We start from the raw sequence: 20510 nt of genomic DNA on the forward strand, positions 1-20510 counted from the left end.
ATACTGAACAGGCATCTCCCACCCAGCAAAATCAACCAACTTACCTCCCAACTCAACGTGTAAGTCGTAAAGGGGCGTGCGTTTCAATGCGTCAGACATGGCAGAGACCTTTCTTAAGACTTAGATAAAATCGCCGCGTCAATCGCGGCGTAAGCCCTGTGCTGCCGTAGATTGACACCAAGGTTCCTAGGACTGTGCAGCAAGTCAACAGGATTGAACCGTTAGCCATCAATCGGCCCTCAAAGCTGGCGTCGCAAAAAAGTGTATACGGCCGCATACGGCGACCATGTATCCTATAGGAAACTTTTTTCCGTTAGGCAACGCTCAGCACACTGATCCATGCGCGATATTCTGCGGCGTACCGACACATCCCAGCCAAGAAACTGATTTTTGTCAGAGTCCTGCCGAACCGCTCTGGTCCCTGACCCGAACCTGCCCTAAGACTTCGCGCAAGAGGGGACGCCATGGCACATATAACACTGGTGCGTCACGGGCAGGCAAACACCGCTGCGCGCGACGAAGCAAACTACGACAAACTCAGCGAACTGGGCCATCAGCAGGCGCGTTGGCTGGGCGCACATCTTCAGAACACGCAGGCGTTTTACCCTCGGATCTATTGCGGCACCCTTTCCCGGCATGTGGAAACGGCAGCAAGCATGGGCCTGCCCGAACCGACCCGTGACCCCCGCCTCAACGAGATCGAATACTTTAATATTGCAAAGCTGTACGAAGAGCAGCACGGCGTTGCAGTGCCAACAGACCGTGAAGGATTTGTCGAACATCTGCCCCGCACGTTCGCAGCCTGGGCTCGGGGCGAGATCGAGGATACGCCAGAGACATTCGAGGAATTCGAAACCCGTGTTTCGGACGCGCTGCGCGAAATCGGAACAGATGGAGGCCCAGCCATTGTTGTGACCTCGGGCGGTTTGATTTCGATGGTCGTGCGGCAGGCGATGGGACTGGACATACCGGCGATGGCGCGGGTCGCTCTTGCCATCATGAATACCTCAATGCATCGTCTGCACCCGATTGGCGCGCAGCTTAGCCCGGTCCTGTTCAATGCCGTCCCGCATCTGGAAGCGCCCGACCGGCAGTTTGCGCAAACGCATCTGTAACCCAAGTACGGAGGACCATTGATGCAGCTTTACTACGCCCCTCGTACCATTTCGGTCGCTGTTGCTATCGCTTTGGAAGAAGCTGGCCTTGAGTATGAGCCGGTTCGCCTGGATTTCGCCGAAGGGGAGCAGACGAAACCGGCATACAAGCAGATCAACCCCAAAGGCCGTGTGCCGGCTTTGGTGGTTGACGGCGGTATCCTGACCGAAACCGGAGCATTGCTGGAATATGTCGCCGCGATTGCGCCCGAAGCTGGTCTGGTGCCAGAGGACCCGGTCATGGCAGCCCGGATGCGCGAAGTTATGTACTATCTGGCCTCGACCATGCACGTGAACCACGCACATAAATTGCGGGGTCATCGTTGGGCCGACAAAGAAGCCAGCTGGAAAGACATGGCCGGCAAGGTCGCCCAGACTATGACGACATCCTGCGAATACATCGTGTCAAACGGTCTGCGTGGGTCTTTTGTGCTGGGCGACACTGTTTCGCTGGCAGATGCGTATCTGTACGTCGTGTGCAGCTGGCTGGAAGGCGACGGCGTGGACGTCTCGGCCTTTCCTAAAATTCTCGCTTTCCGCGAGGCGATGGAGGCACGCGCCTCGATTATGGCGGTCCGCGCCGCCGGTATGCTCTGATTAAAGGACGACGCATGACACATCTCTGGGTCCGGGCAGAACAGCGCCCGAACGAAGAACGGGTTGGACTGACGCCCGACGGGGCCGCGGCTCTGATTGCAGCAGGCATTCGTGTAACGGTCGAGGAAAGCCATGTTCGCGCCATCCCAATCGATGGCTACAAGGCTGCCGGGTGTGAGATCGCGCCCGAGAATTCCTGGCCCGAGGCCCCGCAGGATGCGATCATCTTCGGCCTGAAGGAACTGCCCGAAGACGGCACGTCCCTACCCCACCGCCACATCATGTTCGGCCACGCCTATAAGGGACAACACTCCGGTCGCGCCCTTTTGGAGCGGTTCAAGGCGGGTGGCGGTACCCTCTATGACTTGGAATATCTCGTCGAAGAGAATGGCCGCCGCGTCGCGGCCTTTGGGTATTGGGCGGGTTACGCCGGCGCAGCGGTGACATTGAAAACATGGGCCGCGCAACAACGGGGTGAAGAATGTCCGCCCGTTGGCGTTTACCCCGGCAAAGACGCGCTGAACGCGGAATTGCTGGCCGAACTGGACGCCACTGGAGCGGATCGCCCCCGCGCCATCGTGATCGGCGCTTTGGGCCGTGTTGGCACAGGAGCTGCCGATCTGTGCGAAGCAATGGGCGTCGCAGTCACCAAATGGGACATGGCCGAAACCGCCAGTGGCGGACCTTTCCCCGAAATCCTGGAACACGACCTGTTCCTGAATTGCATCTTCGCCCGTCCCGGCACGCCGGTCTTTGTGCCGCGCGAAGCATTAGCCGCCCCGCGCGACCTGACGGCCATCGGCGATGTCGCCTGCGACCCGGACAGCGATTACAACCCGGTGCCAGTTTACGACCGCGCCACCACGTGGGACGCCCCCGCCCTGCGCGTGGCGACCGACCCGGTGATGGACGTCATGGCGATCGACAACCTGCCGTCAATGCTTCCGGTCGAAAGCTCGGAAGACTATGCGGAACAACTTCTGCCCACCTTGCTGACCCTGACCGACCTGAACAGCGGAGTCTGGGGCCGGGCGGCCGCGACCTACAACACTCATATCGAAGGGATCTGAACGATGACGATTCACTGGTGTGGCACCGGCCTGTCGGCCGTCCCCGGCCTGCGTCGCCTGATCGAAAATGGGCATAAAGTCACCGTCTGGAACCGGACCGTCGACAAGGCCAGGGTAGAAGTCGGAGACCTGACCGACGACATCCGCGCTTTCGACATCAACGCGCTGGGTGCGGTGCTGGAAAAGGGCGACGTGATCGTCTCGATGCTGCCGGGCGATTGGCATGTGCCTCTGGCCGAGCTGGCGATTTCGAAAGAGGCCAATTTCGTCTCATCCTCTTACATCGCGCCCGAAATGCGCGCGCTGGACGACAAAGCGCGCGAAGCCGGCGTGGCGCTGGTCAACGAAGTTGGGCTGGACCCGGGGATCGACCACCTGATGGCGCACGCCCTTGTCGCAGACTACCGCGCGTCAGACGCGTTCGACCCGCAAAATCACCTGAGCCTCATATCGTATTGCGGCGGCATTCCAAAGAACCCTAACCCGTTCCGGTACAAGTTCAGTTGGTCGCCGCTGGGCGTCCTCAAGGCACTGCGCTCGCCGTCGAAGTCGATCCGCGACTATGCCCCTCTGGATGTTGCCCGTCCGTGGGATGCGATCAGCAGCTATATCGCACCCCTGCCGACACCGGAAAGCTTTGAGGTCTACCCGAACCGCGACTCTCTGCCGTTCATGAAGGAGTACCAGTTCGAGGATCACTGGACCGTCAAGGAATTCGTTCGCGGCACCCTGCGCCTGAATGGCTGGGCCGATGCGTGGTCGGATGTGTTTGCCGAGATCGAAACCCTTTCCGGTCCAGAAGGCGATGCCCGCCTGAAAGAGATGTCAGATCAGTTCTGGGACGAAAACGCCTATGACGAGGGTGAACCGGACCGCGTGGTTCTTTGCGTCGGACTGAAGGCGGAAAAAGACGGCATCCCGGTCTGGCACAAGACCTATGTGATGGATGCGTGGGGCGACGCGCGCGGCACAGCCATGGCACGCCTGGTCTCGATCCCGGTCTCGCTGGCCGTCGAAGCAGTTTTGAACCGCGCGATCCCCGTCGGCGTCCATGCCGCACCTAGCGATCCGAAACTCGTCAAGGATTGGATGGCTGAAATCGACAAGCTGGCCCAGCACCTGCAGGTGGTGGATCAATTGAATTGAAACGTTGACACCGTCCCATTCACGGCCGGGGCGGTGTCGTCAGTTAAAGGTGGAATGCGCCAAGTCTGCGGAGCGTCCTGCCAATGGCGACACCAAGAAACAAAAAACCAGGTATTGTTGTTCGCTATAGAAATACCGCCTCGGGATAGGCCAGTGCAGCGCACCCCAGACAACAGGAAAGCCATCCCAGGTTTCGTGGAATGGCTAGCTCGTTACAGATTTCATTTTGGCTCTGTCTGAATTGGCCCGCGCCCGACCTTCAGATATACCGGCGTATCGTATCCTCGATGTCGCTGCGGTTTATGCCCAGCTCTGACAAATCCTGATCGGAAAAGCCGTTCAGATACTGTGCGGCGCGAACGATATCGGCGCTGATCGCACGCATTTGCATGGCCCGATCGAACAGAAGCAGCGCGCTTTCCGAAGGCATCGGTTGCTTGCTGGGGGGGATGACATCAAACATTACTTGTTACCTCCTGAAAGAGTTACACGGCTGCCTTTCGCAGGCAAATCATCACTGCCGATAAGGGGCACCGTGATAAACGCTCTGATAGGCACGCTGCTTGATTTCATCCCGAGGGATGCCGATGTCGCTCAACTGAGAGTCGCTCAACCCTTCGAGCTCGCGCACGGTTTTTGCGAAGATATTGCGGCGGAATTGCTCGGTTCTTGCTTCCGCATAATCTGCAAACATGGTGGCAAATACATTGCGGTTTGGTTTAACGGTCTGTGTGGCTTGCATTGTCTTCTCCTCCTGAATTTGAATTGCGGTTTCAGTCACAACTCAAATAAAGGAACCGGTTCTTAAGGAGAGGAAACCGTAAGATTAAGGTCCGTTAACGCGCCCCTCGGCGCGTTGGACCCTGGCTGGGTTTGGTCAGCTTGCAGACATCGCGATCAAGGTCTGCACTCAAATGCGGGATGGGGGCGGCGTCCGAGACAGGGAACACGTGTCTACATTGTCATTGAGCGCCATGAAACGAAATGGGCCGCCACACAATGTCGTGCAGCGGCCCAAGAGGGTTTTAGACGTTGTCCGGGTTCGGCACGATCAGCGTTGGGATTTTTGACCGGCGCAGAACGCGTTTGGCCACGGTGCCGAGGAAAGTGTGCGAAAAGCCGTGGTCATGGGCGCCCAATACGATCAAGTCGCAGCCCATCTCGACCGAGCGCCTCAGAATCACCTCGGCCGGGTGCCCGTCGGTGACTTCGATCGAAGTCACCTGATCACGGATCTTCGCATCTTCACCTTCGAACTGCGCCCAGAACTTGGCTTGCCGCTCGGCCAGAACCTTACGCACCATTTCGTGGCGGCGCTTGGATGCGGTTTTGCGCGTCTCCTCGTTCAGGATGAACATGTCCATCGTGATCTTGGCGTCCTCGGACAGGGGTTCGTTCACATGAAGGACGTGAATTTCTGCCCCCGTCGCCATCGCGATGCTTGCCGCATTGCGCATGGCGTGACCCGAGTTTTCCGACAGATCGGTAGCGAACAGGATATTTGTCACCATTTGTTTCATATCGTCATCCTTTCAGGTCAGTAGCCTAACAACCTTGGCAGCCATAGCGACAGCTCAGGGAAGAACGCGATTATGAAGATCGCGATTGTATTGGCCGCTGCGAAGGGCAGTGCACGCAGCGAGATCTGCTCGATGGTTATGTTTGAGATGCCCGATGCGATGAACAGGTTCTCACCCAGCGGCGGCGTCTGGAAGCCGATACCCAGCGTACAGACCATCACCACACCAAAGTGGATCGGGTCGATGCCCACCGAATAGGCCACCGGCAGCATCACCGGAACCAGGATCAGGATGGTGGCCAGCGTCTCCATGAACATGCCGACGAACAGCAGGAAGAAGATGATCAGCGCCCAGATCACATAGAGGTTGTCGGTAAAGCTGAGCATCGAGTCAGCGATGATCGCTGGGATCTGGTTTTCCACCAGCAGACGGCCGAACACAGTCGCGGTGAACAGGATCAACAGAACCCGGCCCGTCAGCCATGTGGTGGCTTCAAGCGACTGGAACAGCGACTGCCATGTCAGTTCGCGATAGATGAAGACACCCACGACCAGCGTGTAGAAGATCGCGACGATTGCAGCCTCGGTCGGAGTGAAGAAGCCGGTATAGATACCGCCCAGGATCACCAGCGGCGCCATCAGCGACCAGAACCCGCGATACATCTCACAGCCCACATGGCGCAGCGACCAGCCTTCGGCCACGCCTTTGTAGCCCCGCTTTTTCGACATGAAGAAGTTCAGGATCAGCAAGCTGGTGGCAATCAGGAAGGCTGGTACAAAGCCCGCGATGAACAGTTTCGAGATCGAAACCGACTGGAAGGTCCCGAATTTCTCGACCGCTTCTACAGGCGGTGCCATACCGAGCGCGGCAATGCCGAAGATCACCATCGGGATGGAGGGAGGAATAATAATCCCGAGGCCGCCGGAAGAAGCGGTAATCGCAGAGGCATAGCCGCGCTCATAGCCGCGGTCGATCATCGCTGGGATCATCAGCATCCCCACGGCCGCGGTTGTCGCCGGGCCCGAGCCCGAAATGGCACCGAAGAAAAGACAGGCCATAACCGTTGCAGCCGAAATACCGCCGGTGAATGGACCGGCCAGACTTTCAGCGACATTGATCAGGCGTTTTGAGATACCGGCGGCCTCCATAAGAGCCCCGGCCAGAATAAATGCAGGAAGCGCCATCAGCGGGAAAGACCCCACGGACGTAAAGGCGATCTGCACGAATTTAATTGGGTTATCGCCCAGATACAGGAACGAGAACAGCGAAGCCACGCCCAGAGCAACCGTGATCGGTGCGCCTATGAGCAGCAGCAGAAGAAACGATCCAAACAGGATTGTGACGATTTCGGATTCCATGGTTTTTCCTCCCTGCCTCAGTCGTGCTTGGCTGCTTCGGTGGCAGCTTTGATTTCATCAAGGTCGATCTGATCAGGATCATGGATGTCTTCACCCTTGATCAGGCGGCGGTAGTTCACCTGAATGATGCGGAAGGTCATCAGCGCAAAGGCGATGGGCAGCACCATGTAGACGTACTTCATCTCGATCCCCAGGGTCTGGGATTTCCAGAACTTGTTCATCTTGTTGAAGACGAAGTCTGTCGCAAGATACAGGAAGTAGACGTTGAAAAAGAGCCAGAAGAGATCGGCGAACGCCTCGATATACTTGATGTAGCGGTCGGGCAGGAACTTGAACTGGAATGTCACCCGGTTATGCGCCCCCTTCAGGGCGGCGTAGCTGGCGCCGAAATATACGAACCAGACGAACATGTAGACCGAGAGTTCCTCGATCCAGCTGATCGAAAAGCCAAAAACTTCACGCGCGACGATTTGTGCGAACAGCAAACAGACGAAGCCGGATAATAGGACCCGGCAGATGACACTTTCTATATTGTCCAGAAATCTCCAGAACATCGGAATTCCCTCCTCCCTGAGATGAAAAGAGCGCCGAAGCGCTCTTTTCCTTTATCGCTCTGCGGCGATTATTGCTGGACCGGCTCGCGACCAATGGCTTCGAGAACTGTGTTCAGCTTCTCGACACCGCCGATGGACTCATAGAACTGCGGCCATACGGCACCGGTTGCCAGTTCGATGAATTCGGCTTCATCGTTCTCAGGATCGATGATTTCCATGCCTTTGGCGGTCAGCTCTTCCTTGATCGCAGCTTCAGAGTCACGCAGGAACTGAGCCGATGCGAGGGTCGCTTCCTGACCGGCTTCCAGGATGATCTTTTGGTCTTCTTCCGACAGACCCTGGAATACGGATTCCGACACGATCAGCGGTTCGATCGAGAAAATATAACGCAGGTTGGTCACGTGGTTCTGAACCTCGTAGAACTTCATTGCGTTGATCGTCAGGTAAGGGTTGTCCTGACCGTCGACAACTTTGGTCTGCAGACCGGTGAAGGTTTCCGACCAGGCCATCGGAGTCGGGTTGATGCCCCATGCCTTGTAGGTTTCGATCATGATCTCGTTCTTGGGAACGCGGATGATCAGGTCCTGCAGATCAGCAACAGAGCTGACAGGTTTTTTCGAGTTGGTCAGGCGACGGAAACCTGTGTAGGTCCAGCCGATGATGCGCACACCTGCGTCACGGATGGTGTTTTCCACCAGTTCCTGACCGATCGGGCCCTGGGTCAGCTTTTCAGCATCTTCCAGCGACAGGATCACATAAGGCAGAGTGAATACACCAACCGAAGGCGAGAACGGCGTGATGTTGTTGATCGCCAGCAGCGACATGTCCAGCGTGCCGATCGCGGCCTCGTTGACGGTGTCCTGCTCGGATCCCAGCTGGCCGTTCAGGAACAGCGTCGCAGTGTGCGCTCCGCCAGATTTCTCTTCAAGCGCTTTGACGAAAGCCAACCCCAGGGCTTCCTGTGCGCTGCCCGCACTGTCGCCAACCGCGATTTTGAAGTCCTTCGCGTTGGCTGCGCCTGCAACCATCAGGGCCGCCACGGATACGGCAGCAGTCATGGTGCCAAGCTTTTTGATGAATGACATGGATGTCCTCCCAGTTTTATCAGGTTTCGAGGTGCGCGCCGCTCTGGGGAGAGATGAACGGTCCGATTCTGCCTCGGCCCCAAAAGAGTAGCTTGTGAAAGGTGTTTCTATGTTGCTATTCTTTGCGCGATAGGTTTCACATATATCGAACCTTATGAACTGGTGGGAAAATGGTTGCATCACGCATCGGCGACAGCGACATCCGATTGCTGAGGGTTTTTAAAACAGTTGTCGAAAGCGGCGGTTTATCAGCGGCCGAAGTTGAACTGAACATCGGTAAATCGACAATTTCAAAACACATTACCGATCTGGAACTGCGGCTGGGCCTGAAACTCTGCAATCGGGGGCCTGCGGGGTTTGCTCTGACCGAGGACGGAGCAAAGGTCCTACAGGCGGCTGACCACCTGCTGGTGTCCGTTTCGCAGTTCCGAAATGAGGTGAGCGAAATCAAGGAACAGCTGGGGGGAACGATTCGCATCTCGTTGTTCGACCAATGTGCGTCGAACCCGGAATCTCGCCTTGCACGGGCCATTCATCGGTTTAACGAAGCCGCACCATCGGTTCAGATCGAATTGTCGCTGGAGCCGCCAAACGTGATCGAGACCATGGTCATCAGCGGCCAGCTCGACATCGGCATCATTGCGTTGCACCGCCCGTCCACAAGCCTTCATTATGCGCCACTGTATGGTGAAGACATGTTTCTTTATTGCGGCCGGGAGCACCCCTTGTACCGAACACCCGATCACGAGCTGAAGACGAGTGATCTGCTTGGGTTCAGCTATGCCGGGCTCAGCGTGAACTCACCCAACCTGATTGTTGGCCAACAACTGGGGTTTCGCCGTTCCGCCAAGGTTCAGAACGAACAGGCGCTGGCCATTCTTATTCTGTCGGGTCGTTATCTGGGCTATCTGCCGGAACACCTTGCGCAGAACTTTGTAAACCGCGAGCTGATGCGAAAGCTCCTGCCGGACGAGACCCAATATCGCACCCGATTTGCCGCAGCCACCAGAAAACAGCCCGAGCCCACGCGCGTGACCAAGTTGTTTCTGGACGTATTGCTGAGCGAGCACTCAAAGACATAGCGTCGACCAGCCCACGTCAGGGGTTGGCCTTATGAATTTCTGACAAAATCCGTCGGCCGATCAGACGAAACAACCTGCCTCTGTTGTTGTGCATGAATGGCTTGCATAGTCCGGCTTCGCGTCCGTTTCGGTGTTTGGCTTTACGGAAACCGGCGCAGGGGCTTGGAATGGATCAGTACCCCAAATGCCTGTGCTTTCGTTCCAGACCAGGCATTCTTTTACCGCAGCCGCCAATCTCATGTGAATTCCCGCCACTGCCCTTGCATAGGTTTTCTTCCCTCCCAAGTGAGCTTCAAACATAAGAGGCCGCGAAATGATTGACGACGAACCCCAGTCGGTAAAGTACTACAACCTGCACAACATCTGGACCCTGGACCCCACGCCTGCGGACAAACAGGTATACGATACTTTTGCATCGGGCGTGGTTGATCTGTTGCAGGTGCTGGACGACAACAAGCCGATGCTCTCACGAGATGTCTACGCCAGGCTTTTCGCCTCATTGCGGGAATTATCCCGCGTTTTGGGAGAGTACGAAGAAGGCTGGAGGCTGGACTATCAGGCTTAAAGCGCGCCGCCACCCTGCGGGCGTGCGAGCCGGGCAGCGCCAGCTTCTGCAAACCGTCACAGTTGCGTGAATTTGAATATCAAATATTGTATCCGCAAACGGAGGACCCCCGATGCGGATGGAATTTCTGGCCTTCACGATCTCGGCGTTTGCAACAGCGTTGAATGCGCAAACCTATGATGTCGTCATCCTCAATGGCCGGGTCATGGACCCCGAGACAGGCTTCGACGCCATAGCCAATGTCGGCATATCAGGCGGATGGATCGTCGAAATCACAAACGAACTCATTGAAGGTGATGAAACCATTGATGCGACCGGGCATGTCGTTGCGCCGGGTTTCATTGATCTTGAACAACACGGTCTTGACCCCTGGGGTATCAAGGTCAACTTGCGCGATGGCGTCACCACGCAGATGGATTTTGAACTTGGCGCCCTGAACATCGACGAATGGTACGCAAAGCGAGAGGGCACAACTCAAGCCAATTTTGGTACGGTCGTCGGTCACGAATATGCCCGAATGCGTATCCATGACGGGATGACTCTTGAAGGCCCCGACGTTTCAATGCCCCTGACACTGTCCGTGCATCGTGCGCAAGCAGCTGAGGACGGCATCGATGGCTGGTCCGTTACCAAAAGCACCCTGGATCAGATGAACCAGATCACGCAGATTTTGGATGAAGGTTTGCGGCAGGGGGCCATCGGCATTGGCTCAACAATTGGGTACGCCAGAGAAGGCATCACAACCTATGAAATGCTCGAAGCCCAAAAAATCGCGGCAAAATACGGCCGCTTGACGTCCGCACACCACCGGTTTCATCCCAGCGCATCGACTCCAACGGAATCGCAAACCGGCGTGAATGAGCTCCTGGTGAACGCGATGGTGTTGGATGCGCCTCTGCATATCCACCATGACAACGACTATGGATGGTGGGAAAATCAGGAAAAGATGCAGATGGCCCGCGCGAAGGGGTACAACGTCTGGTCAAGCTATTACCCATGGACGGCTGGTTCGGGGAATTACGGCGCCTCAATCGTCGCGCCTGCCAATTGGGAAGACAATATGGGCTACAAGTACGAAGAAACGATCTTCGACCCGCAGCTCGACCGTTATGTGACCCGTGAAGAGTTCGAGGAATTTGCCGCAAACGAACCAGGGCGTACCCTGATCGCCTTCAGTCCACCACGGGAACAATGGTTATTGGACTGGATCAAGATACCAGGCTTTGCTGTGTCGGGGGATGGCATGCCGAGCCTCAATGCCAAAGGTGAGCCGTTAACATGGGACTCGCCGTACGAGGACTACGCCGGGCACCCAAGATCCGCCGGAACACACGCAACCGTCCTGCGTTTGGCACGCGAGAACGAAGTGCCGCTTATCTTCACTCTGGCACAACTCAGCTACTATCACGCCAAATTCCTTGGCGACACCGGACTTCAGGCAATGAAAGTACGTGGCCGGATGCAGGAAGGCATGGTTGCTGATATCACGATCTTCGATCCCGAGACTGTCTCGGAACAAGCGACGTATTCAAATGGCAGCAATGGTCTGCCGTCCACCGGGATACCTTTTGTACTGGTGAACGGAGAGATCGTCGTCCGTGACAGCGTCGTTCAAAAGGACCTTTTTCCCGGGCAGGCGATTCGTTTCCCGGTCGAGAACGCCGGCAGGTTTGAACCCGCTTCGCGCAAGCAGTGGCTGAACACATTTGCCATAGACAACGGCGGTGCACGTCCGACGTTGATAGAAGACATCACCGATGACGAAGCGTACCTGCCCCCTGCTGAACCTGCGCCGACACGCCAGGCCGGGCTGTCTCTTGCCCAAAGCGCCGTGCAGGACTGGTTTGCTCAGGCCTATGGGCTTGACGACTCGCAACTGTTTCTGTGTCGCATTCACGGGGTTCTTGAGGATCGGGCCACGGCGCAACGTGACTGGGCCGAGGCTGTTCTGGCGAAATGGGGAGGTGATCCATCCGACCGGTTCGATCCATTGCTTTCAAGATAGCCCGCGCGCCAAGCAATCTGTAATCGGCAGATGCCTTACCGCCAAAGACCCTATACCTGACTAAAACCACCTGCAGGGACAAACTTGATATTCCTAAGTTTGTGGGGTTTGTAACTTTGGACTACAGGCGAGGTAAAATCCAATCATCGAGACTTCCTCTGATCCAACCGAGAGCATCATGCTTCCACCAAGCGCCAAAACAGCGATTAATCACGTGCGATGCAATTAAAGCGGTCCGCCGTTTCCGGAATATTGTCACGTAACATTGAACTTCCATCCGGACGCGTTGCAAAGAAATGAGTGGATGATTGAGACGCTCGCGCGTGAAGGCGTTTATCGATCACAGTTCGAACCGGAAACAGCAATGGCGGTCTGGCAGCGCACTCCGGAGGGGATCGGTGACATTGGGAAAGCCGCATCTTCGGAGCAGCATACGATAATGTCGAACCCTCACAGCGACCCAAATACGGCGCGTTGAACCATTTGGGGTTTGAAACAGGCGGTTCACCCCGCTTTGGATCCTGTCACGCACAACCTTTTGCTATCCTGACAGCTATTTCGACCTGACCAATCTCGGTGTGGCCGATCGGATGAGTTTGATTTCACTGCCAGCGCGCAACGATCTGCCTTTGGACGAACCGGACGACCACATTGAAGCCTATGTTCATGGCCCTCTGGTCCTGGCTGAGGATGTCGATGCTGCCGTGTTAGACCCAAGTCACAGAGATACCGAAACCGAGGTTACAGCGCAGAAACCAAGGTGCCCGATTGAATGGCATTCCGGTTATCGGTTGAGCGCAGATTTTATTAACGATTGCATTGGGTTTCGCGGCCAGAATACTGCCGATATGGTCACCTCCCTGCTCGAAAACGATAGCCTGACGCCCCGGCATATCGGGCTGGCCCGGAAAAATCGTGGGGCAGGTCCAAAATTGCTGAAACGGGTCTGGTACTGTGTGGCTAAGTTCGGAAACCTGAACCGTCAGTGATCACCTCTGCATCATTTTCTAACTTGAGGCGCGGAGTTCTGGCAGAACCCAAGCTTTGTTAGGTTCAGCTGGTTATGCTGTGAATATGGAAAACAGCCTGGCGCTAGCCAGCAATTCGCGAAGACCGCAGAGATTTCCGGCGCTTGCGTGAAAACAATTCACCATCTCCCCCGAATAATTGAATTTTCCCACTCCCGGTTTTCGCGTCTAATACCCGCGCAAGGGAGAGAGAATGGCGCGACGTTCGACAAAGCGGCAAAAGCAGAAATCCGGCACCGACCATTCAGGTGCCACGGAATTCTATGCAGGCGGCAAATTTCGCCCCCTGTCAGTGCAGGACGTCAACAGGACCGTGGACCATGCGTTTGACATCCTGGCAACCGTTGGCATGGCCGGATTGCCAGAGCAAGCCACCAACCGTGCATTGGCCAGCGGTGCGCTGCGGCGCGATGACGGCAGGCTATGCTTCCCGAAACAGATGATCATGCGCGCGCTTGCAAAGGCACCCAGACATGTGAACTTGCCGGGTTTTCTCGCCGCTCGCGATTTGAAGATCGGCGGTGGAACTGTGCACATCGGCACCGGCGGTGCGGCGGTACAGGTTTTGGACGGTACAGACAATACATATCGCGACAGCCATTTGGGGGACCTTTACGATCTGATGAGGGTTCTGGACGCGTCTCCAAACATCCATTACGGACTGCGCCCCGTTGTTGCCCGCAACTTGTCGGATCCATACGAACTGGACGTCAACTCGGCCTTTGCCTGTATGAAAGCGACGTCCAAACCGATCGGCATCAGCTTTTGTGACGCAGAACACATCGCCCCTATTGTCGAGATGTTCGACATGGCGCTTGGACATCCCGGAGCATTTCGCGAAAGACCGTTTTGCATGGCGGTTATTGTGCATGTCGTCCCTCCGCTAACCTTTGCGGCGGAAGGTATCCAAATGCTCGAAAAAGCGGTGAAAGCCGGCATGATCCCGCAGATATGTTCGGCCGGACAGGCCGGTGCGACCAGTCCCGTAACTTTGGCAGGGGCGCTTGCGCAAGGGCTGGCGGAATGCCTTGCCGGGCTGGTCGTGGTCGATGGAATTCAACAGGGTGCGCCCTGCATCTATGCTCTGATGCCATTCATTTCGGATTTGCGCACCGGCGCGATGAGCGGTGGAGGCGGCGAGGCTGCTATCGCCAACGCGGCAGCAGCACAATTGCTGGCACATGTCGGACTGCCATCCACGGTTTCCGCGGGCATGACAGATTCCAAACTGGTGGACGCGCAGGCCGGGTACGAAAAGGGCTATACAGTCGTCCTGGCCGGTCACGCAGGTGCGGACATGATCAACCTTTCCGTCGGGATGCTGGGCTCGATCATGGTCGCCAGCCCCGAGGCAATGGTCATCGACGATGACATGTGCGGTGCCATTCTACGATCGATCAAAGGTATTGAAGTTTCGGACGCTACACTGGATCTGGCAGCCGTGGAACGCGTGGTCATGCAGGATGGGCATTATCTGGGCGAGGCCGAGACACTCAACCGGATGAAGTCCGACTATTACTACCCGTCGCTGGCAGACCGCCAAAGCGTTGATGATTGGATCGATGCAGGCAGGCCCACTGTCTGGGATCGGGCTCAGCAACGCGTGGCCGAGATTCTGGCAGCCCCGTCGCTCTCTCATCTAAGCGCCGACGCCGAAGCACGCATTCGTGAACGTTTTCCCATTCGTCTTGAACAATGAAAGGAACCCAGATGCACGTATTTCGCAGCATGATCATTGAGGCCGGTATTGACGATGTCTGGTCCGCGGTTCGCAGATTTGATGGCGTTGCAACATGGAATCCGGGCGTGGATCGGGCCGAGTTGGAAAATGGTGCTCCGACCGCCACTGGGACGATCCGAAGTCTTTTCATCCCGGACGGCTCCATTTTTCGTGAAACCCTGCTGGCGCACTCGGACGCCGAGCATTTCTACACCTACGACATTCTTGAGTGCCCCCTGCCGGTTTCCGGATACGTCGCAACGCACCGGTTCTTACCCATCACGCATACCGGCCAGACGCTGGGGATTTGGGAAAGCTGGTTTGACTGCGCCCCGGCTGATCGCGCCGAGGTGGAGAAGATCGTCGGCGATGCCATCTACATCGGCGGCATGACTGGTCTGAATGCGTTCCTGAAAGGAGACTGAAAGTGGCCGATACACTTGCCCCCCGCGCCGTGATCGGCGTCATGACACCGGCGATGAACACCGTCGTCCAACCCGAACTGGAACTGTTGCGTCCCGACGGCGTGACCAATCAGATGCAGCGGTTTCGTCTGGGCGGGGACAATATCTCGGATGACTTGCCGGATGAGGCAGCCAAACTGATGGATTGTAAACCAGCGGCTATCGCCGTTGGACTGACCACGGATGCAGGTCCGGGCGGTCCGGAAAAGCTGAAAGCGCGCTGTCAGGATGTGTCGAACCAACTTGGGGTCCCGGTGTTGGGAGCATCGGGCTCCGATTACGAAGCCCTGAGAACCTTGGGCGCCCAGACGGTCGGTATAGTTACACCGTTCAACGCCGAGGTGGACGCTGTGGTCAGGGCCAACACCGAAGCAGCCGGGTTCGAAGTTGTGGCGATCAAAGGCACCGAAGCACCAAGCTTGCCTGAGATCTGCGAAACATCACTCAGCGATATTCGCGCGGTTTTCGCCCAGGTCGCCGCGTGTGACTGCGATGTCATTCTTCAGGTCGGAACCGCGCTGCCGGTCGTGTCGTTGATCGCCGAGCTTGAGCAGGTCCATGGCAAACCCATCGTCGCCTGTAACGCCGCCGTCTACTGGCAAACGTTGCGCACCATCGGGATCACCGATCCGATCAACGGATTTGGCAAGCTGTTGGAGCAATACTGAATGCGCACACATGCTGAGGTCGTCGTCATTGGCGGCGGGGCCGTTGGGGCCGCTATCCTGTTTCATCTGGCAAAGGCGGGCATCACAGATACCGTCCTGATCGAAAAGAACGAACTGACCGCCGGGTCGACCTGGCACGCCGCTGGCAATATTCCGACCTACGCGAACTCCTGGCTTGGGATGCGGGCGGGCAATTATGCGTGGTCCCTGTACAAGGAACTGGCAAAAAACCCGGAGGCACCGATCACTTATCGGCACACATCGGCAATCTGGCCTGCGCATACGCCGGAGCGGATGCAACTGTTCCAACATCTCTGCGGTGTTTCGCGATCGGCGGGATTCGAACTGTCCATGCTCTCACCCGCAGAGATCGAGCAGATGCATCCCTACTGGCACGCAGACGACACTGTTCTTGGTGGCATTCTGGACCCGTATGAAGGCGACATTGACCCCAGCCAATTGACGCAGGCGCTTGCCAAACATGCCCGCGCTCTGGGGGCCGAAGTGCGCCGGTTTACCCGTGTAACCGGGCTGAGCCAGCGGCCCAATGGGGAATGGGAAGTTCATACGCCCGATGGCGTACTTGTTGCCGGAACGGTGATCAACGCGGCCGGGTCAAGCGGTGCAAAGATCGCTGCAATGGCGGGTTTGCACCTTCCTGTGGTCACGCTCGAACATCAGTACATGGTGACAACTGCTTTGCCGCAGTTGGAGGTGGATACAGAACTCTTTCCCCTCATCCGCGACCCGGACATTCGGTTCTACCTGCGCCGGGAACGCAATGCTCTGTTGTTGGGATCCTACGCGCATGAGGGACGGCCGGTCTGGCGGGATGGCGTACCCGAGGACTTTGACCACCAGCTTTTTGCCGATGATATCGATGGGATGATGGAAGTGTTCGAAGCCGCCGCCACCCATGTACCGATACTGGCCGAGGCAGGCGCGCAGCGCTTTGTGAATGGCCCTATCCCCTATGCACCCGACGCGCTGCCGTTGGTTGGACCGGCGGGCGGCGTGCGCAACTTCTATCATGCGACAGGCGTCCAGATCGGGATCACACACTCTGCCGCGATCGGCAAAGCCATGGCCGAATGGCTGACGGAAGGAGAGACCGAGTGGGACTTGTCCGCCTGGGACCCGCGTCGTTTTGGCAATTGGGCCACTCAGGATTATGCAGCGGCCCGGGCGTCCGAGCATTACGAATTGCAATATGCCATTTCGTACCCTCACCGGATCATGTCATCCGGGCGGCCCGTTAACCAAACCCCACTATGTCACCACTTGCAGAATCAGGGCGCGGTGATGGGACAGATCGGCGGGTGGGAGCGCGCCTTCTGGTTCCAACGGGAAGACATCAAAGATACCGGGGAACTCAGTTTTGGGCACGAACCCTGGCAGGATGCAGTGCGGCTGGAATGTGAGACTGTACGCGATGCTGTTGGGATCATGGATCACGGCGGGTTCACGAAGTACGTGCTGGAAGGGCCGGATGCCGCCGACGTTCTGAACTGGCTTGTTTGTGGTACTCTGCCGCCAGTTGGCCGGGTCCGGCTGTCCTACATGCTGACACCAAAGGGCCGCATCTGGTCCGAAGCAACGATCGCGAGACTGGCCGAAGACCAGTTTCTGCTCTGCGGTCCGACACTGGCCGTGGATCGGGACTTTGACTGGATTTCCCAATGCATCGGCTCGGCCAATGCAATTCTGAGTCAGGGCTATGACCGGGACGGCGCATTGCTGGTGATGGGGCCACGGTCCCGCGATTTGCTGCTGCCTCTGACGTCAGCCGATCTGAATGCGCCATGGATGAGCGTCGCGGAAATCGAGATTGCGGGCATCCCCGTTACGGCTCTGCGGGTCAGCTACGTCGGCGAACTGGGTTGGGAACTGCACGTCGCTTCAGACGATCTGGTAACGCTTTACGCCGCGATCTGGCAGGCCGGGGCAGAACATGGCATCTGCAACTTTGGCTCCTATGCGCTGAACGCGATGCGGATCGAAAAGGGTTATCACGGCTGGGGCGCTGACTTCGGCACCGAATACACCTTGTACGATGCAGGTTTGTCGAAGTTTGCCAGTATGTCTAAAGGTCCGTTCCAAGGTCGCGATGCGGTTGTCCGGCAGGAACAGACGGACGCCGAATGGGAGTTTGTGGGATTGGAGGTCACCGATCCGGGACCGGAGCCGATGCCCTCGGATCCGGTTATCAAAGACGGAAAGGTCATTGGCTATCTCACGTCTGTTTCAATGGGGTATCGGACGGGCAAGCTATTGGCGCTGGGATACGTTGAGCACGGAGAATTGGCCATGTCAGAGGCGTGCCACATACAGGCTTTCGGAGATTTACGCACAGCCGCTCGCCATAATCACCACGTTTATGACCCCGAAAACGGCAAATTGAGGGCTTAGCCAAACCCATCGTTCCGCGCGGTCCAATCGGCCAGCGCCTTTGCAACCTCCACTATCGGTCCAGCTTGTTGGTCTTCCAAGCGGATTAGTGCCTGCCAGGTGAGATTGATTCCCTCTTCACCTACGCGGGCACCAACAAGTCGCCCGGTCTTGATGGCCGGGCGTACGGCCCAACCTGCCAAAACGCTGCTGCCCTGTCCGGCGGCGACAAGTTCCACAATGGCTTCTGGAAGCTCGACCATCGTCGTCCAGCGTGGATATCTTCCTGACGGACGAAAAAGCCGCGCAAACTCTCGATCCGGTTCAGGCGTCAGTGCATACGTAATGAACTCTTCCCCTTCGATATCAACACCATCGACAAACGGCTTTCCTGCAAGGGGATGATCCGGCGCAACGACGAACAGCAGTTCATCGGAGAACAGAGGCAATTGGCAGGTCCCGATTGGGCGGGCATCCCCGGACGCAATAACCAGATCAACATCGCGGTTCATGAGGGCATGGACAGGATCACGCGCGACATTCGCCGTCACCTGCAATTCAGTATCCGGCAAGTGACCCCGAAGATACGTATTGAAGCCGGGCAGCCAATGATACGAGCTGTAAGCTTCCACGCAAATTCGCACAACATGCGCGATGCCGCGATCCATACGCCGGACATCAAGTTCGGCGCGTTCCATTTCACCAAGCACACGATCGGCCATCTCGGCCAGATATTCAGCGGCCGGCGTCATGCGCAAACGTTTGTGCATGCGCGTAAACAGTACCAGATCCAACCGTCGTTCCGCTTCTCTGATGCGATGAGACAACGCGGAGGACGTAATCCCCAACGCTTCTGCCGCATCCGTCACTCGCCCATGACTCGCTATAGCCCGGATCATCTTGAGGTGTCGAAGATCAAGAAATGGACCTTCTGCCATTGTCTTCCCCGAAAAGGATTCACAATTGAGATATGTTGGAGACCTTTAAGCGTTGGTCAACAAAAATAGGATCCGAAACCGGATTCGACGGGCCTGTTTAGAAGGCATTACGGTCCGAACGGAGTTTTTTTGGAATTCCGACGCTGGTTGCGGGAGCAGGATTTGGCCTATACCGAACGTCGACGGAACTGTTAACCTAACAAGCTATGTCTACGCATTCCCTGGCTGTTTGAAAAAATGGCCGCTTTGGACGGCAAAAGTGACAATCAAGACACCAGTTTCAACGTTCGCACAGAACCCAGAGCGGACATTCCCATCTGCGAGAGTAACTCCATCGCGGGTATCAGAACCGCTCTCCAGCGAATGAAGGTAAGTCCGCAACTCTGCCGTTAAACCGCCATCCAGAAACCAAGAAACCTCCTGCGTCTAAATAAAGAAGCAACTGGGGTTGGCCCGGTCTCACTTCGTTTTGGCCGAAGAAAGAAAACTTTTGGCTGAATTTCGAATGAGTGAATGGACACTCCAAACCAATATTGGATGACGCGCCAAACAAGGTGCCTGGTAAGTTACAGAGATAGAATTGGAGCGTCAGTCATGCAGACCGAAGCAGTCAGTGCCGTCGAAGTAATCAACATGCATTTGAACAGACACTATGAAGCCGATCAACGCGCAGACGCCGTTGTTGAAATGTTACTTGAAAATGAAATCTCCAGCGCAGATTTTTGGCCTTTATTGAGGGGTTTATGGGGTGGGTTCGAAAAAATTGATCACACCATGTTCGTGCACGCGATGGACGCAGAAAAACGAAAGTCATGTTGGGTTCCGACGGAACAGTGGCATCGGCTTCCCAATGAAATCTCAGTTTTTCGCGGTCAAAGCCTAGGAAAAGAAGTTGGTTTGTCTTGGGCGACAAACTTTGATGCAGCAATGGACTATGTAATTAAATGTCATGGTTCGACTGCCAAAATTCCGATTATCCTTGAAACCAAAATCCCCAAAAGCGCTGTCGCAATGGTTATCGAAAATGGTGAGCTAAATGAGCTCGTCTTGTGGAGGGCGCCACAGATTTCAAACTGCGTAGTCACCCAAATATCCTCTATGACGCACTAATCAATCAGCGACGTATCTCAGGTGTAGTTAAACAGCCCAGGCCGAAGCCAGGACATCG

The 20510-nt window shown here is 56.4% G+C and carries 20 protein-coding genes and 1 pseudogene; 14 read left to right on the plus strand and 7 right to left on the minus strand.

From position 1 onward, the window contains the following. Positions 1-464: 464 nt before the first annotated feature. The 4 genes from ACR0J0_RS22670 to ACR0J0_RS22685 are packed head-to-tail and all read left to right on the plus strand — an operon-like array spanning position 465 to position 3967. Positions 465-1115, plus strand: coding sequence for a histidine phosphatase family protein (locus tag ACR0J0_RS22670; RefSeq protein ID WP_480666250.1), 651 nt, complete (start codon positions 465-467; stop codon positions 1113-1115). Positions 1116-1136: 21 nt separating this feature from the next. Further along, complete coding sequence (locus ACR0J0_RS22675) at positions 1137-1751, plus strand: glutathione S-transferase family protein (protein ID WP_480666251.1); 615 nt, start codon at positions 1137-1139, stop codon at positions 1749-1751. Between the two features lie 14 nt (positions 1752-1765). Continuing rightward, complete coding sequence (locus ACR0J0_RS22680) at positions 1766-2821, plus strand: saccharopine dehydrogenase (protein ID WP_480666252.1); 1056 nt, start codon at positions 1766-1768, stop codon at positions 2819-2821. Between the two features lie 3 nt (positions 2822-2824). Continuing rightward, positions 2825-3967, plus strand: coding sequence for a saccharopine dehydrogenase family protein (locus tag ACR0J0_RS22685; RefSeq protein WP_480666253.1), 1143 nt, complete (start codon positions 2825-2827; stop codon positions 3965-3967). Between the two features lie 259 nt (positions 3968-4226). Here the strand turns inward: ACR0J0_RS22685 and ACR0J0_RS22690 are convergent, their stop codons facing one another. The 6 genes from ACR0J0_RS22690 to ACR0J0_RS22715 form a co-directional block, all read right to left on the minus strand. Further along, positions 4227-4430 (minus strand): hypothetical protein, encoded by a 204-nt coding sequence (locus ACR0J0_RS22690; protein ID WP_480666254.1) that lies wholly within the window; start codon positions 4428-4430, stop codon positions 4227-4229. 51 nt (positions 4431-4481) lie between these two features. Then, positions 4482-4709, minus strand: coding sequence for a DUF1127 domain-containing protein (locus ACR0J0_RS22695; protein ID WP_480666255.1), 228 nt, complete (start codon positions 4707-4709; stop codon positions 4482-4484). Positions 4710-4992: 283 nt separating this feature from the next. Then, positions 4993-5487 (minus strand): universal stress protein, encoded by a 495-nt coding sequence (locus ACR0J0_RS22700; protein WP_480666256.1) that lies wholly within the window; start codon positions 5485-5487, stop codon positions 4993-4995. 17 nt (positions 5488-5504) lie between these two features. Further along, on the minus strand, positions 5505-6845 hold the full coding sequence (locus ACR0J0_RS22705) for a TRAP transporter large permease (RefSeq protein ID WP_480666257.1): 1341 nt from the start codon (positions 6843-6845) through the stop codon (positions 5505-5507). 17 nt (positions 6846-6862) lie between these two features. Further along, a complete protein-coding gene (locus ACR0J0_RS22710) occupies positions 6863-7399 on the minus strand; it encodes a TRAP transporter small permease (RefSeq protein ID WP_480666258.1) in 537 nt (178 codons plus the stop codon). Positions 7400-7467: 68 nt separating this feature from the next. Beyond that, positions 7468-8484 (minus strand): TRAP transporter substrate-binding protein, encoded by a 1017-nt coding sequence (locus ACR0J0_RS22715; RefSeq protein WP_480666259.1) that lies wholly within the window; start codon positions 8482-8484, stop codon positions 7468-7470. Between the two features lie 170 nt (positions 8485-8654). Between ACR0J0_RS22715 and ACR0J0_RS22720 the strand changes: the two genes are divergently transcribed. From ACR0J0_RS22720 to ACR0J0_RS22760, 9 genes and pseudogenes are all read left to right on the plus strand, one after another. Continuing rightward, positions 8655-9566, plus strand: coding sequence for a LysR family transcriptional regulator (locus ACR0J0_RS22720; RefSeq protein ID WP_480666260.1), 912 nt, complete (start codon positions 8655-8657; stop codon positions 9564-9566). Positions 9567-9879: 313 nt separating this feature from the next. Beyond that, positions 9880-10131 carry a hypothetical protein gene (locus ACR0J0_RS22725; RefSeq protein ID WP_480666261.1) on the plus strand — a complete coding sequence of 84 codons (252 nt, stop codon included), beginning with the start codon at positions 9880-9882 and terminating at the stop codon, positions 10129-10131. A gap of 112 nt (positions 10132-10243) precedes the next feature. After that, a complete protein-coding gene (locus ACR0J0_RS22730; protein ID WP_480666262.1) occupies positions 10244-12136 on the plus strand; it encodes an amidohydrolase family protein in 1893 nt (630 codons plus the stop codon). A gap of 414 nt (positions 12137-12550) precedes the next feature. Further along, positions 12551-12703, plus strand: a pseudogene (locus ACR0J0_RS22735) (DUF3626 domain-containing protein); the annotation flags it as partial. 23 nt (positions 12704-12726) lie between these two features. Further along, positions 12727-13125 (plus strand): DUF3626 domain-containing protein, encoded by a 399-nt coding sequence (locus ACR0J0_RS22740; RefSeq protein ID WP_480666263.1) that lies wholly within the window; start codon positions 12727-12729, stop codon positions 13123-13125. A gap of 232 nt (positions 13126-13357) precedes the next feature. Further along, positions 13358-14863, plus strand: a complete 1506-nt coding sequence (locus ACR0J0_RS22745; RefSeq protein WP_480666264.1) for a trimethylamine methyltransferase family protein — start codon at positions 13358-13360, stop codon at positions 14861-14863. Positions 14864-14874: 11 nt separating this feature from the next. After that, positions 14875-15309, plus strand: coding sequence for an SRPBCC family protein (locus tag ACR0J0_RS22750; protein WP_480666265.1), 435 nt, complete (start codon positions 14875-14877; stop codon positions 15307-15309). A 2-nt stretch (positions 15310-15311) separates the two neighbouring features. Next, on the plus strand, positions 15312-16016 hold the full coding sequence (locus ACR0J0_RS22755; RefSeq protein ID WP_480666266.1) for a maleate cis-trans isomerase family protein: 705 nt from the start codon (positions 15312-15314) through the stop codon (positions 16014-16016). Next, positions 16017-18425: a GcvT family protein gene (locus ACR0J0_RS22760; RefSeq protein ID WP_480666267.1), complete on the plus strand. Its 2409-nt coding sequence runs from the start codon at positions 16017-16019 to the stop codon at positions 18423-18425. It abuts the gene before it with no gap. Here the strand turns inward: ACR0J0_RS22760 and ACR0J0_RS22765 are convergent. Further along, complete coding sequence (locus ACR0J0_RS22765; RefSeq protein WP_480666268.1) at positions 18422-19342, minus strand: LysR family transcriptional regulator; 921 nt, start codon at positions 19340-19342, stop codon at positions 18422-18424. The two genes, ACR0J0_RS22760 and ACR0J0_RS22765, sit on opposite strands and share 4 nt — an antisense overlap. Positions 19343-19936: 594 nt before the next feature. Here ACR0J0_RS22765 and ACR0J0_RS22770 point away from each other — a divergent pair. Then, positions 19937-20452: a hypothetical protein gene (locus tag ACR0J0_RS22770; protein ID WP_480666269.1), complete on the plus strand. Its 516-nt coding sequence runs from the start codon at positions 19937-19939 to the stop codon at positions 20450-20452. The last annotated feature ends 58 nt before the right edge of the window (positions 20453-20510 follow it).

The organism is Ruegeria sp. BF12 (assembly GCF_056538705.1).